Here is a 14494-nt window from a genome sequence, read left to right as displayed (position 1 = left end):
GTCAGAACTCGATTCGTTCGCGGCGGGTGATCCGCAGCTGGAGGGCGGCGATCAGCATCGTGAAGATGGCGAGCGCGACACCGAGGGCGCACGCGTAACCGAACTGACCGCGGTTGAAGGCGGTGAACTGAATCACCGAGGCGAAGATCTCGGAGGCGTGGTCGGGGCCGCCCTGGCTGGGGGTCATGACGTAGACCAGGGCGAACATGTCCAGGGCGGTGATGCCCAGGTAGACCCAGGCGACCGAGATGTTGTCGCGCAGCAGGGGCAGGGTGATCCGCATGAAGGTGTGCACCCGGCCGGCGCCGTCGAGCAGCGCCGCCTCGTAGATGTCCTTCGGGATGCCCTGCATGGCGGCCGAGAAGAGCACCATGTAGAAGCCGACGCCGCTCCAGACCGCGATGAGCAGCAGCCACCAGAGCACGGCGGGGATGCCGAGGATCGGGGTGGGGTCGGCGACGAACAGGTTGGGGTGCTGGGGGTCGAGCAGGCCGAACTTGATGAGCAGGCCGTTGAGCAGCCCCTGATCGTCGGTGCGGTAGATCTGCTGCCACATGACCGCGATGAGGACCAGCGACAGCACCTGCGGGAAGAAGAAGATGACCTTGTAGACGCTGGACCCGAACACACCCCGGATGCCGGCCTTGTCTCCGCGTCCGCCCACATTGAGCAGGAACGCGAAGAACAAGGCCAGCGCGATCGTGAACAGCGGCACGGTGACGAGGAAGAACACGTTGTGCCAGAAGGCCTTGTGCACAAGCTCGTCCTTGAACAGCCGGACGTAGTTGTCCACGCCGACGAAGTTCTGCTTGTCCGAGTAGCCGCCCCAATCGGTGAACGAGTACCCCACCGCCTGGGCGAACGGCCACACCACGTAGAACGCGAAGAGCAGTACCGGTAGGGCGAGGAAGCCCGTCACGAACCGCGCTTTACCGTGCCGCATGATCAGTCACTACCTAACCGGGAAACGGGGTCAGTTGGTGCGGGTCTGCTTCTTGATGTTCGGGTCCTTGGCGATCTTGTCCGCGGCCGCCTGCATCTTGCTCACGAACCCGGCGGCGTCGACGCGACCGGCCATGAGGTCCTCGCAGAGGTTCTCGCTCTCCTTGCCGTAGTCGGCGTAGAAGTCCGGGAAGCGGAAGGAGATCAGGTCGGCGGGCGCGCTCTTCATGAGCGTGTTCGCGCTCGCCAGCGCCGAGTCGTCCACCTTGTCGCCCGAGCCCTTGACCGACGCCAGGGACTTGGTCAGCGAGGCGAAGGCGCCCGCGCCCTCGGTGGACAGCATCGCGCGCAGGTACTCCTTCGCGCCGGCCGCGTTCTCGGCCTTGGCCGGGACGACCCAGTCCTCGCCGGCACCGGCGAAGACCGCACCGGGCGCCTTCGCGCCGGCGACGTCCCAGTAGTTGGCGAGGGTCAGCTTGAAGTCCGGCGGCAGGGTCTTGGCCATCTCGTTCTTGTACCAGGTGCCGACCTGGATGAAGGCGGCCTTGCCGTCGAGGTGCGCCTGCTGCGACTGGGTGTGGTTGAGGCCCTGGCTGCCGGCCAGGATCAGCTGGTCCTTGACCATCTTCTCGATGTTCTGCAGGCCCTCGAGGATGCCCGCGGCCTTCCAGGCGTCCGGCTTGAGGTTGTCGATGTCGACGACGGCCTGCTTGCCGGCCGCGTTCCACACGGTGGCCATGACGTGCCAGCGCGGGTAGTAGCCGTGCACGCCGTCGTAGACGAACGGCGCGATGCCGGCGGCCTTGATCTTCGGGGCGAGGGTGAAGAACTCGTCCCAGGTCTTCGGCGCGGTCCAGCTGTTCTTCTCGAACAGGGCGGCGTTGTACCACATGCCCCACACCGTGTAGGCGTACTTGAGCGTGTAGAACTTGCCGTTGTAGCTGCCGTCGTTGATCGTGCCCGGCAGCAGCGAGTCGCGGATCTTGCCGGAGCCGTCCCAGGTCGGGGCGTCGAGCAGGTCGTCCAGCGGCTGGATCGCGTTCTCGTTGATCAGCGTGCTGGTGTCCATGATGTCGGCACCCGAGTTGTTGATCAGGTCGCTCGGAGTGGTAGCCATCTTCGGCTGCTCCTGCGTCTTGATCTTCTGGGTGGCGCTCTGGTTCACCGTGATGTTGGCGTGCTTCGCGTTGAAGATCTGCACGTCCTTCTTCGCGTATTCGGTGCCCAGGCCACCGTCGAAGACGACGACCTTGACGGTGCTGCCGTCCTTGACGCCGAACGGGTTGTCGGCCGACTTGGTCCCGGTGTCGCTGCCCTTGTCGGACGAGGCGTCCGAGCCGGCGCAGGCGGCGAGCAGCCCGGCGGCGGGGGTGGCGAGCAGGCCCGCCGCAGCCGCGCGCCGCAGGACGGTACGACGAGTCAGTTCATTGGACATTAGGGGGTCTCCTCGGTTCGGGTCAGGCGGTTCGCCGGACACGCCCGGCGTACCGCGACTCGAGGGTGTGGTTGTGCTCGTCCCCGCCGGGGACGTTTGCGGACAGGTAGACGGGAGCCACCTCGCCCGCAGCCTCGATGCGTCGCACGACCTCGGCGACCACCAGCTGCGCGAGCAGCGCGTTGGTGACCGATGAGACCGGGCAGACCGCGCCGCCGCTATCCAGCGACAGCAGTGCGTCGCCGTACGGCGCGCCGTTGTCCAGCACGACGTCGGCAATGTCGGCGAGCCGCTGACCCGAGGGGTGCCTGGGGGACACCCGGACGGTGTGCTCGACCGATGTGATGGCGATCAACTTGTGCCCGCGCTGCTTGATCAGCAGCGCCATTTCGACGATCCCCCCGTTGATCCCCGACTGCGAGGCCATCACGAACACGTCCTCGGGACGTGGCGCGGCGATCTCGTAGAGCCGGGCCGCGATCTTCGGATCGCGCTCCAGCTTCTCGTTCTCGAGGATCTTCGGGTCCTCCCCGCCGTAGACGACGAGGTCCCGCAGGAGGATCTTGTTCGTCGGCACGAGGCCTCCGGCGCGGCCGGCGAAATCCACCGCCACCGCCTCGGAGTGTCCCGTGCCGAACGCCTGGAGGAGGCCGCCGGCGCGCAGCGAGCCGGCGATGTGCTCCGCCGCCTTGCTGACGTTGTCGGCCTGGGTGGAGGCGATCCGGTCGATGACCGACTGGATCGCGGAGACGTAACCGTGAGCGGTGACGGCCATCCCGTCGCCCTTTCCCGCGCGAGCGTCCTGGAGTGTGGTCACGACGCGTCCTTTCCGGAGGCCGACCGATGGCCGGCGACCGCCTGGGCCGTGACGGAGAACGCTGCGTGGGCGCGCTCGTGGGTGCGCTGGGCGACCGCGATGTACAGCAGGTCGAGCACCACGAGCTGCGGGTGCCGGGCCGAGAGGGCGTCCGGCCGGAAGGTGGTCGCCTGCGTCGCGGTGAGCAGGACGATGTCGGCGACCTCGGCCAGCGGCGAGCGCGGGAAGCTGGTCAGCGCGATCGTCGTCGCGCCCCGGCTGCTCGCCTCGGCGATCATCTCGATCGTCTCGCGGGTCTGGCCGCTGTGCGAGACGCCGAGGGCCACGTCGCCGCCCTTGAGCAGCGCCGCGCTGGCCAGGCCGTTGTGCACGTCGGTCCAGGCCCAGGCGGCGATGCCGATGCGGTGCAGGCAGAACTGCATCTCCCCGCCGACCAGCGCGCTGCCGCTCGCGCCGTAGATGTCGACCCGGTCGGCGCGGGCGATGGCGTCCGCGGCCCGCTCGACCTCGCCGAGGTCCAGCAGGGAGGCGGTGTCGTGCATCGCCTGGGTGTCGGCGGCCATGATCTGGCCGAGCACCCGCTCCAGCGGGTCGGTCGGCTGGATCTCGCGGCCGATGTCCATCGTCCAGCCGCCGGTGCGGGCGGCCCGGCCGGTCTCGCCGGCGATGGCCAGCCGCAGGTCGGCGTAGCCGACGAAGCCCAGTGCCCGGCAGAAGCGGGTCACGGTGGCGGGCGAGGTGCCGGAGCGCTCGGCGAGCTCGACGATGGTCGAGCGGGCCGCGGCGGCGGGGTCGGCGAGGATCAGCTCGGCCACGCGCTGCAGGGCCCCGGTGAGCTCGGGGAGCCCGGCGCGGACGCGGACCAGGACGCTCTCGCCGTTACCGCCGGCGGCGAATCCGTCGACCGGGGCGGGCGAGGTCGGAGCGGATGCCGGCGGCGAGGCACTGACGGCGGTCGGCACCACCGTCGTGAGCTCCTCGCGAGACACCATCGCGCTCCCTTTCAGCAAGGTTCCTTAACTGTTAGTGGTAAAAGTTCTTACTGAGGCCCCCTTCTTGTCAAGGAGTTGGGCGAAGTTTTCAAACTGTTACCTGTGAAGTGGATCTTAAGAGGACCTAAAAGGCCAGCTCAGAGTAGATCTCGATCTTGAGACGCGGGCGTCCGGCGCTCGCCCAAGCAGACCACCTGAGACCGTTGCGGGGGCAGTGGCGGGCCGGATTTATGCCCGATTTGTTACGTGGCCCGGTCGGCCCGAATCTGCCGGTTTTCAGGGAAAAGGCCGAACCAACCCGCTTGGGATGGTTCGGCCCGACCGAGAAACATCAGGTTGACCTGGGCGTTCTAAGATCGCAACGCTCCCGTGCTCGACGAGAGCCCTGGTCAGAATTTCCAAACCTTCGCGCGCGTCGGCCTCGGTGAGGTTCAGCGGCGGGCCCATCCGGATCACGGTGCCGTAGAGGCCGCCCTTGCCGACCAGCAGCCCGTCGCGCTTGCAGGACTCGAAGACCGCCGCGGTCGCCGCCGCGCTGGTCAGCTCGATGCCGATCATGAGCCCCTTGCCCCGCACCTCGGCGACGATCGGGCTCTCGACCGCGCGCAGGCCGTCGAGCAGGAGCGCTCCCACGCGCGCCGCGTTGGCCTGCAGGTCGTGGTCGAGGATGTAGTCGAGCACCGCGTTGCCGGCCGCCGTGGAGATCGGGTTGCCGCCGAAGGTCGAGAACGAGATGCCCTGCACCGACTCGAGCACCTCCGCGCGCCCGACGACGCCGGCCAGGGCGAAGCCGTTGCCGATGCCCTTGGCGAAGGTGAGCAGGTCGGGCGTGACGCCGTGGGCCTGGTAGCCCCAGAAGTGCTCGCCGGTGCGGCCCCAGCCGGTCTGCACCTCGTCCGAGATCAGCAGGATGCCGTGCTCGTCGAGGACCCGCTGCCAGACGGCCATGAGCTTGTCCGGCCCGTGCGTGAACCCGCCGACGCCCTGGATCGGCTCGGCGATGAGGCAGGCGACCGGGCCGGCGGTCGTGGTCGCGAGGACCTCGCGGAGGTCCTCCTCGGCCGCCTCGAGGTACCGCTCGTCGCTCATCCCCCGCAGCAGCCCCCGCAGCCGGTCGCCGGAGTGCAGGTAGCTCACGTTGTACGGGCTGTACGCCGACGCCGACCAGGCCCGGTTGCCGGTCACCGCGATCGTCGCCGCCGTGCGGCCGTGGTAGCTGTTGCGCACGGCCAGGATGCTGTTGCTGCCGCGGGTGTTCGTCGCGACCTGCAGCGCGGCCTCGTTCGCCTCGGTGCCGGAGTTGGTGAAGAAGACCCGCGCGTCGGGGATGCCGGAGAGCCGGGCGATCTTCTCGGCCAGCTCGACCTGCTGGCGGATCAGGTACAGCGTGGAGGTGTGCACCAGCCCGGTCGCCAGCTGCCGCTCGACCGCCTCGCGCACCTCCGGCAGGTCGTAGCCGAGCGAGTTGGTGAGAACCCCGCCGAAGAAGTCGAGATATGTTCTTCCGTTACTGTCCGTGACGCGAGAACCCTTGCCGGTGACGAGTTCGAGGGGCTCGTCGTAGTACACGGGCATCCAGCCGGGCATGACCCGCCGGTGCCGGGTGAGGAGGTCGTCCATGGGGTCCATTCTCGCGCTGGCGTTTTCAGGTCGCTTCGATATGCTGTGCCGCGATGTCGATGGCACCGAGACGGCTCCTCACCCTCCTGGTCACCGCGCTGGTTCTGGTGACCACGTTCGGTAGCGCCGCACTGGCGGAACCGACACCCGGCGCGGACGAGGACGGCGGTCAGAACCTCACCGTGCGTCAGGCCCTGGACAAGGCGACGGCCGAGTACAACGACGCCAAGGGCCGGCTGGACAAGTCCACGGCCGACCAGGCCGCCATCGGCGAGCAGATGGCCAAGAGCCAGGCGCGCCTCGGCGAGCTGCAGGCCTCCGCGGGGACGATCGCCAACGCGGCGTACCGCGGCAACCGGGCCAGCATCGCCAACGTCGTCATCGGGGCCGACAACCCCGAGGACATGCTGCACAACATGGTCACCGTCGAGTACATGCTGCAGCAGGAGAACAAACAGCTGCACGAGATCGCCGAGACCCAGCGCCGGCTCGAGCAGCAGCGCAAGGACGTCGACGCGGCCGTGGCCAACCAGCAGGCGCAGCTGAAGATCATGGAGGCCAACAAGAAGGCCGCCGAGGACGCGCTGCGCAAGGCCGGCGGCGGGGCGGACGTCAGCTCGGGCGCCCCGGCGGGCGGCAAGGTCACCACGAACCCGGTGGCGCGCAACTCCGACGGGTCCTACCCGAAGGAGGGCTGCACCGGCGACGATCCGACCACCTCCGGGTGCCAGTCGCCGCGCACGACGAACATGTACAACGAGGCCCGCAAGGCCGGGTTCACGCACTACACGTCGTGCTACCGCAGCGGCGGGGGCGGCGACCACCCGCTCGGCAAGGCGTGCGACTTCTCCGCGAACGCCTCGACGTTCGTCAACGCGCGGGCGACCGGGGCGGACAAGACCTACGGCGACAACCTCGCCGCGTGGGCGCTGGCGAACGCGAAGAACCTCGGCATCAAGTACGTGATCTGGTACAAACGGATCTGGCAGCCGAGCAGCGGCTGGAAGTCCTACGGCGGCGACGGCACCCCGGCCGGCGACCACTACAACCACGTGCACATCTCGATGCAGTAGCCGCGGCGCCCCTGGAAGCCCCTGGAAGCCTCTTGCCCCGGTCAGCTGCGCAGCGCGTCCAGGGCCAGCAGGGCCACGTGCAGGGACAGGCATGCCTGCACCGAGTCGAGGTCGGCGCCGGAGACCTTGCTGATGCGCGCGAGCCGCTCGTAGAACGCGGGCCTCGACAGGTGGCTGTGCTCGGCCGCGGCGGACTTGTTGCGGCCGCACTCGAGGTACACCCGCAGCACCTCCAGCAGCTGCTCGCGCGGGTTGCGGGCGTCGTAGGCCAGCAGCGGGCCGAGCTCGCGCTCCACGAAGGTCTGCAGCCGCGGCTCGTCGCGCAGCATGTGCAGCAGCCCGGCCAGGCCCACGTCGGCCAGGCGCACGACCCCGGGTGCCGGATGCCGCACGGCATCAGCCACCTGGGCCGCCTCGAGCAGCGATCGGCGCGCCTCCCGTGCGGTGGACACGATGTCGCCCGCCGCCACGATCGCCCCCTGGTTCGATTTCTGGACTTTTTCCGCGAATATGCGGACCAGCTGGTCGGTGGCCCCGGCGATGAGCACGCCCGTAGAGTTCGCGTCGAGCGCGGCCGCCAGCCCCTTCACCGACATCTCGGACAGGATCCGGGGCGCGTCGACGTGGGGCCGCACGACGACGCCGACCAGGTCGCGGCGCTCCAGGGGCACGCCGAGCGCCCGCGCCCGCAGCATCACCTCCTCGACCGGCATCGAGTGGTTGAGCAGCGCCTGGAGCAGGGTGCGCTGCGGCCCCTCGGGGTCGGGGTCGATCAGGCGCCCGAGCGCGAGGGCCGAGGCGGCGCGTTCGATGAGGATGACGTACCGCGCCTGCGCCGACGGCACCCGCATGAGCAGCCGGCCCCAGTCCTGCCCGCGGGCCCCCACGGCGGTCACCAGCCAGCCCGAGCCCGGGTCGAAGCCGGTGCGCCCGGCCGGGCGGATGGCCCGCGAGTGCGCCTCCCAGCTGGCCAGCAGCAGCTGCGCCGAGCCGCCGGCCGCGTCGTAGGCGAGCACCTGCCGCGAGAGGTTCTCCAGCACCACGGGCACCCCGGACAGGGCCGCGGCCTGCGCGACGACCTCGGCCGGCCCGGCGCCCTCGACGGAGAGGTCGGTGAAGCGCTGGTGGATCTCCTCCGCCGCGCGCAGCTCGGCCAGCTGGGCGTCGATGATCATCGAGTGCACGGCCTCGGTGATGGCCACGAACGGCGTCCCGCGGTGCAGCTCGACGAGCGGCAGGCCGACCGTGTCGGCCGTGCGCACCAGGACCGCCGGCAGCCGCCGCGCGTAGCGGCGCCCGAGCTCCACGGCCAGCCCGCACGCGCCGACCTCGGCGAGGTCGGTGATGTAGCGCCGCAGCCCCTCCTCGTGCGCCGGCAGCCCGATCCCGGTGGTGAGCACCAGCTCCCCGCCGCGCAGCAGCGTCGCGATGTCGGGCACCTCGGAGCTGTGCACCCAGCGGACGGCTTCGTCGAGCCCGCGCTCGCCCGCCACGACGCGCGGGGCGCCGTTGCGCACCGGTTCCAGCGCGAGCACCTCGCGGACGGTCGGAAACATCAGCGCGGATGCTACAACGGCGGGCACGCCGCACAAGGTCGCCCGTCGCCGCGCCGGGCGGGTGCGCCCGGTCAGGCCGGCTGGTCGGCGGGGCGGCGGGCCCGGCGCCGCATCGTCGCCGTGCGCAGCACACGCAGGCCGCTGCGGGCCGCGCCGAGCAGCGCCAGCAGGGACGGCACGACGGCGATGAGCAGCGCGGCCAGGCCCGCCCAGGCCGCCGCCGTGCCCAGCCCGCCGGTGCGGATCGGGGCCAGGCAGAGCCGCACGAGGTACAGCGTGCCGGGCACCGCGAAGGTCGCGAGGTACCCGAGCGCCAGCGCGACCCCGGGCACGTACAGCCACAGGTACCGCCGCGCCCACGCGATCTCGCCCGCGGCCGTGCCGGCCAGGTGCTCCTCGTCGGCCGGGGTCGCGCGGCGCAGGTAGCGCCGCAGCAGCGCGCCCTTCGTGGCCCACAGCGTCTTGCAGCCGGTCGCGTTGACCAGCAGCGCATAGACGTCGGTGCGCATGAAGACCAGCAGCTGGGCGACGAGGGCGGTGACCTGCAGCAGCACCAGCGCCCGCAGCAGCCGCACGACCACCGGGCCGAGCGCGCCGGCCGGCGTGGCCTGCGCCAGCAGCGCGGCGGCGAGCACGAGCAGGTCCCAGGCCACACCGGCCAGCAGCGGGCCGTAGCGCGCCCGCCGCGGCAGGCTCCACAGGCGGGTCAGGTCGGCCTGGAAGGTGACGAAGTACAGCCGGCGGGTCACGGCGAGGCGGCTGCGCAGGCCGTGCCGGGCGGCGGCGAGCACCTGGGCGGCCTCGTGCAGGGCGGCCGCCGCGATGCCCAGCGCGCTGACGGCCACGAGGTTCAGCAGCTGGGTCTGGAACGGGAACCCGTCGCGGTAGGACGGGCGCAGCGACGGCACCGCGACGAGCAGCACCGGCACCGCGAGGGCGGCCAGGGCGTAGACGGCCCAGGCCAGCGGATGGAAGAGCGCCGCGCCGAGCCGCCGTCGCAGGCGGGGGCCCGCGTCGGCGCCGTCGTCGCCGGCCGCCCCGGTGAAGAGGCCCTCGCCGGCCAGGGTGGTCAGGAATCCCGGCACGTCGACCGGCTCGCCGGCCGCCTCGGCCGCCCGCCGCTCGCACTCGGCGACGTCCACGCCCTCCTGCAGCCACTCGATGATCCGCGCGCCGAGCGGCGGCACCTCGACGTACTCGGCCGTGTGCGGGCTGCCCACCACGTAGCCGTCCCCGTCGGCGACCAGCGTCAGGGCCCTGATCTCGGTGAGCGACGGCATCTCAGGCCGCCGCCGCGGGGCCGCACAGGGCGCAGGCCGGGTCCCGCGGCCACGGCTCCCGGGTCGTGCGCATCCCGTCGGCCAGCTCGAAGGTGTGGTACGTCGCCGCCGCCACCGGCGGGTCGGTGCGAGTACTGCAGGCCGCCGGTCACGAATGGCACGCCCAGCTCGAAGCAGGCCTCGTTGACCAGCAGCTGGATGTCGGGCGGGGAGTCGATGCAGCTCACCACGACGGACGCGCCCGCACCCAGCCGTCGCTGGAACGCGCCCTCCGCTCGCCAAACGCAACAGCGCCTCCTCGACATGTAGCCGTCCGAAAGGTCACTTCCTCACTATGCAAGGTGATTTTTGTGGTTATAGCCGGAGTCACGCTACTTTCGCCGCATGCGACGGCGAGATCTCCTCACTTTGGCCGCCGTGGGCGCAGTAGCCGGTTGCGCCCGCGGCGGCACTCAGTCCCCCGGCCAGAACCCAGCCATGAAGCCGGTCCAAAACCCGAGCGGCGCACCGGAACTGCGGTTCCCGGAGGGCTTCGGCTGGGGTGCGGCCACGTCGGCGTACCAGATCGAAGGCGCCGCGAACGAGGACGGGCGCGGCCCGTCGGTGTGGGACGTGTTCAGCCACCGGCCCGGGCGGGTCCGCGAGGGGGCCACCGGCGACGTGGCCGCCGACCACTACCACCGTCTCACCGGGGACCTCGACCTGATGCGGGACCTCGGCCTGCGCAGCTACCGCTTCTCGATCGCCTGGCCCAGGGTCCTGCCGACCGGCCGGGGCACGGTCAACGCCAAGGGACTCGACTTCTACAGCCGGCTCGCCGACGGGCTGCTGGAGCGCGGGATCGCCCCGGTGGTGACGCTGTTCCACTGGGACACCCCGCAGGCCCTGCAGGAGCTGGGCGGCTGGGAGAACCGGGACTGCGCGAAGTGGTTCGCCGACTACGCCCACACCATGTTCACCGCGCTCGGTGACCGGGTGCCGACCTGGCTGACGCTCAACGAGCCGAAGACGGTCGTGGACGTCGGCTACACCGCCGGCACCCACGCCCCCGGCAAGCAGGACCGGCAGCTGGCCAACGTGGTCGGGCACCACCTGCTGCTCGGGCACGGCCTCGCGGTGCAGGCTTTCCGCGGTACCGCCGGAAAAGGCCGCATCGGCGCGGCCCTGAGCCTGTCGCCCACCTACCCGGCCGACGACTCCGCAGCGGCGCGCCTGCAAGCGACGAGGGCCGACGCCGAGGAGAACCGGCGCTGGCTCGACCCGCTGCTGCTCGGGCGCTACCCGGCCGACTGGCTGGCCACCCAGCCCGCCGACGCACCGCTGCGCGCGGCGATCAAGGACGGCGACGCGGCCGTCATCGGCGCCCGGAACGACCTGCTCGGCGTCAACTACTACGGCACGACCCACGTGACCGGCACGGGCAGCCGGGTCATGCTCCACCCGACGTCGCAGGCGACCTGGCAGGAGATCGACCCCAACGGGCTGTTCGACCTGCTGACCCGCATCAAGCGGGACTACGGCGACCTGCCGCTGACCATCACCGAGAACGGGATGGCCACCACCAACCCGATGCAGGACCAGGACCGAGTCACGTTCCTGCGCGACCACCTCGCCGCCGCCCACCGGGCAATCCAGGCGGGCGTGCGGCTGGAGAGCTACCACCTCTGGTCGCTGATGGACAACTTCGAATGGGCCGAGGGCTACACCCAGCGCTGGGGCATCGTGCACGTCGACTTCGCCACCCAAAAGCGCACCCACAAGGCGAGCGCGGACTGGTACCGCACCGTCATAGCCCGCAACGGCGTCTGAGCCCCAGCGCCCGGCGCATCAGGGCCGGTGCGGGTGTCACGGCGAGCACCTGAGTGCTCAGCGGCGTCCTCCCGAACGCCAACCCGGCGTGCGCAGGCGGGCGGTCGACGGGCCGATGTTGGTCTTCCGGCCCATGTAGATCCCGGCGCCCGGCCAGTCGGCCCGGGCAGCTCGACGAACCGACCTGACTGAGGCGGACAGTACGTCGCGTACCCATCGGCTCCCATACGTCGCCCTCGATGGGTAGTCCGGCCCGCTCCACTGCTCGACGCAGGCGGAACACGATGGTGCTCCGCCAGAGCGGACGAGCACCGACCGGCCCTCGCGCCCCCGCCAACCCCATCGCATCAGATCAGGTGCGCTGTCATGCCGCCGATAGCACCTGCTTGATCACGTTTCCGCACATGCCGCCGTTGGTGCGCGGCGGCAGGCACGTGCACGTTACAGCGGGTGACCAGCGCGGCGAGGCCAAGACTTCCTGTCCTGCCGATGACAGCGCACTCGATCATGCAGGTGCAGGACCCGGCGCGGCCGGGTGGCCATGTCGGAATGTGCGACCCGCATCCGGAGTTGGGAAGGCGGCGCCGCCTTACGGCGAATACCGGGTGGCTGGATTTGCGACCGAGGTCAAGAGATCATGCATCGGTGAAGGCCTCTTGGAGGGTCGCTGACGGCCATGTGGCGATGCCCGATCGGTCGCTGGTTGACGGGGCACGGCCGGTGGAGCGGGTGGAGTTGACTGCACACTCGGTTGCCGATCCGCCGCATCCACACCGGGTGCGTCTGCCGATCGGGTCGGCCGACGCGGCGCGGTTCCGGCGGTTCAACCGGATCGTCCGGGAGCAGCGGATCGTGTTCTTCGTGGTGCTGGGCGAACGGTTGCCGGAGATTCGATCCGGATCGAGCCACAGCGCAAGCCGAGCGACGATCGGCCGCAGCGTGGATCCGGTCATCACAGGCCATCTGTCTGATCATGAGCTGAAGGTGCGCGCACACGCCGCTGATCGAGTCTTGCGTTGCTTCATGCCGGATGACGGAGGTCGGGGTTCCGGTCGTGGTCGATGGTGTAGTGCAGGTGCAGCACGCGGTCGCCCTGGACGATCATGTCCGGGTCGTTCAGCAGGACGGTGCCGGTGTGGCTGCCGAAGAACCGTTTTCCCCCACCCATGACCACCGGGGCGACGTCCATCGCGACCTCGTCGACGAGGCCCGCCGAGAACGCTTGTCCGCCGACGTCGCCGGCGGTCACGCAGACCAGACCGTCACCAGCGATTTCCTTGGCCAGCGCGATGCCGGCCTGGACCGAGCCGGCGGTCCGGAACGGTGCTGCAGGAAACCTGGCAAGCCACTCGGCGGGCAGCGGCCGGTGCGTGACGACGATGACGACGTCCCCGGCGGCGGGCACGCCCGACCAGCCGTCGGTCATGTCGAACAGATGCCGGCCGATTACGGTGACCTTGACTGCCTCCCAGAAGGGCTTCACGTAGTCGGCGGAAGCGCCGCTGACGCGGAACGCCCACTGACTGTTGGCCTGGACCGTGACGTCCCCGTTGCCGTACCAGTCGAACAGCGGCCCGGCCGCATCGCCGGAATCGGCGATGTAGCCGTCCACCGAAACCACGGCTTGCAGGACAACCTTGGCCATCTCACTCGCTCCTTCAGTTACCGGCCGGCACGGCTCCTGCCGACCGGCACCACTCGTGCAGTGAAGACGTCGGAGCCGCTGCTTGCATCCGGACACACCCGCGATCCGGCCTCCATTCTGCGTGCCACCATGACGGCTTCCGTCCGGGTCCGCCGTGCGCACGGTCTCCTCGTTGCGACCAACGGGTGATGCAGTCGACGCTGCGGAAGCTACACATCGACGGCCCGGCAGGACCGACCAACTGTGGACCGCCGAGCAGCGACGAGCCCAGCCCTTGCCGACAGTCCCCGGCCTGAACCCATCGGTCGCCGACCAGCGATCTTGACATCCTCATCTGCCGCGAGCCGATCGCTGCCGCCGGTCAGCGTCGAGCCGGCTTGGTTCGAGGGCGTGGGAGAGCTGGGTCGTCCCGGGTGGCGTAGCCGGTGGTCCGGCCTGCGGGGCATACCGCACCCGGCAGCGTCAGGAGGCGGTTCGCCAGTCCGGTACACCGAAGGCGCGGCCGCCGGACGCCTGCCACAGCATGGTGGTGAAACCCGCGGTGCGGGGTGCGGACACTACAGGAGTGTGGCGGTGATCGAGCAGGGCGAGGCGTTGCTGTGGCGGCGTGCATGCGGCGGTGACGCGCAGGCGTTCGCCGCCGTGTTCGACCTGCATCGCAACCGGGTCTACGGGCAGGCCGTCCGGCTGCTCGACACCCGAAGCGACGCCGAGGACGTCGCCGCCTCGGCGTTGCGCGCCGCTACCGGCTTTGCGCAAGTCGTCGGTGTGTTGCCTCGATGACCGTCTCCAGCGGCGCGGAGGTGTCGATCAGGACGTAGTGGTCCGTCCACGGCTCATAGGCGCAGGCCCGAGATTCGACGTCGCCCCAGGTTGGCTCCGGGAGGTGGCGCAACCCTCGACGCCGGCTCTCCAGACGGCGCCGATGCTCCTGCTGATCGGAGCAGGTGAGCAGTACGAATCGCAGTGCGACGGCCGCATGTTCGGCCGCATGACGCCAGGTCTGGCGGGCTGGTTCGCTGTCGTTGACGGCGTCGACGACGACATCCCAGCCCAGCGCGAGGTTCTGTTCGGCAGCGGCCCTGGTCACCTCGTATGCCGCGACTCCGGTCTCCCAGCCAGGTGTCAGCCCGGCGCCGAGCATGGCGTCTTCGGCGGTGTCGATGGACAGATGCACGGCATGCAACCTGGCGGCGACACCGGCGGCCACGGCGGTCTTGCCGGTGCCCGGCAAGCCAGAGATCACGATCAACACAACTCAGCGTACGTGGGTCACCCGGCCGGCGAAGCGTGCGGTCGCTCGACCGCGCTCGTGCCGCGAACCG

Annotated in this window: 11 protein-coding genes and 1 pseudogene; 3 read left to right on the top strand and 9 right to left on the bottom strand. The window is 70.3% G+C overall.

Going from position 1 to position 14494, the window contains the following annotated elements:
- Position 1: 1 nt before the first annotated feature.
- The 5 genes and pseudogenes from ACQP2P_RS09275 to ACQP2P_RS09255 form a co-directional block, all read right to left on the bottom strand.
- On the bottom strand, positions 2-943 hold the full coding sequence (locus ACQP2P_RS09275) for a carbohydrate ABC transporter permease (RefSeq protein WP_433085082.1): 942 nt from the start codon (positions 941-943) through the stop codon (positions 2-4).
- 30 nt (positions 944-973) lie between these two features.
- Positions 974-2377: an N-acetylglucosamine/diacetylchitobiose ABC transporter substrate-binding protein gene (gene ngcE / locus ACQP2P_RS09270; protein WP_433614692.1), complete on the bottom strand. Its 1404-nt coding sequence runs from the start codon at positions 2375-2377 to the stop codon at positions 974-976.
- Between the two features lie 22 nt (positions 2378-2399).
- Positions 2400-3152: a sugar isomerase domain-containing protein gene (locus tag ACQP2P_RS09265; protein WP_433619066.1), complete on the bottom strand. Its 753-nt coding sequence runs from the start codon at positions 3150-3152 to the stop codon at positions 2400-2402.
- Positions 3153-3190: 38 nt separating this feature from the next.
- A complete protein-coding gene (locus ACQP2P_RS09260; RefSeq protein ID WP_433614690.1) occupies positions 3191-4186 on the bottom strand; it encodes a MurR/RpiR family transcriptional regulator in 996 nt (331 codons plus the stop codon).
- A 357-nt stretch (positions 4187-4543) separates the two neighbouring features.
- Positions 4544-5806: pseudogene (locus ACQP2P_RS09255) on the bottom strand (aspartate aminotransferase family protein); the annotation flags it as partial.
- 53 nt (positions 5807-5859) lie between these two features.
- Here ACQP2P_RS09255 and ACQP2P_RS09250 point away from each other — a divergent pair.
- A complete protein-coding gene (locus ACQP2P_RS09250; protein ID WP_433614688.1) occupies positions 5860-6879 on the top strand; it encodes a coiled-coil domain-containing protein in 1020 nt (339 codons plus the stop codon).
- 41 nt (positions 6880-6920) lie between these two features.
- Here the strand turns inward: ACQP2P_RS09250 and ACQP2P_RS09245 are convergent, their stop codons facing one another.
- Together ACQP2P_RS09245 and ACQP2P_RS09240 are read right to left on the bottom strand one after the other, a co-directional pair.
- Positions 6921-8435 carry a PucR family transcriptional regulator gene (locus ACQP2P_RS09245; protein ID WP_433614686.1) on the bottom strand — a complete coding sequence of 505 codons (1515 nt, stop codon included), beginning with the start codon at positions 8433-8435 and terminating at the stop codon, positions 6921-6923.
- Positions 8436-8506: 71 nt separating this feature from the next.
- Complete coding sequence (locus ACQP2P_RS09240; protein ID WP_433614684.1) at positions 8507-9715, bottom strand: hypothetical protein; 1209 nt, start codon at positions 9713-9715, stop codon at positions 8507-8509.
- A gap of 477 nt (positions 9716-10192) precedes the next feature.
- Here ACQP2P_RS09240 and ACQP2P_RS09235 point away from each other — a divergent pair, with 477 nt between their 5' ends.
- Entirely contained in the window at positions 10193-11524 is a 1332-nt protein-coding gene (locus tag ACQP2P_RS09235; RefSeq protein ID WP_433614682.1) for a GH1 family beta-glucosidase, read from the top strand.
- Between the two features lie 1021 nt (positions 11525-12545).
- Here the strand turns inward: ACQP2P_RS09235 and ACQP2P_RS09230 are convergent.
- The gene (locus ACQP2P_RS09230; protein WP_433614680.1) at positions 12546-13169 is read right to left on the bottom strand and encodes a dihydrofolate reductase family protein; all 624 of its coding nucleotides are present in this window, start codon (positions 13167-13169) and stop codon (positions 12546-12548) included.
- 567 nt (positions 13170-13736) lie between these two features.
- On the opposite strand from ACQP2P_RS09230, the gene ACQP2P_RS09225 reads away from it, so the two are divergent.
- The gene (locus ACQP2P_RS09225; protein WP_433614679.1) at positions 13737-13952 is read left to right on the top strand and encodes a hypothetical protein; all 216 of its coding nucleotides are present in this window, start codon (positions 13737-13739) and stop codon (positions 13950-13952) included.
- Here the strand turns inward: ACQP2P_RS09225 and ACQP2P_RS09220 are convergent.
- On the bottom strand, positions 13912-14424 hold the full coding sequence (locus ACQP2P_RS09220; RefSeq protein ID WP_433614677.1) for an AAA family ATPase: 513 nt from the start codon (positions 14422-14424) through the stop codon (positions 13912-13914). The genes ACQP2P_RS09225 and ACQP2P_RS09220 overlap by 41 nt on opposite strands.
- Positions 14425-14494: the final 70 nt, after the last annotated feature.

Origin of the sequence: Dactylosporangium sp. CA-139114 (genome assembly GCF_050955725.1) — a bacterium.
In the GTDB taxonomy this organism is placed as follows: domain Bacteria; phylum Actinomycetota; class Actinomycetes; order Mycobacteriales; family Micromonosporaceae; genus Dactylosporangium.
This window is presented reverse-complemented; position numbering and strand designations above follow the sequence as displayed.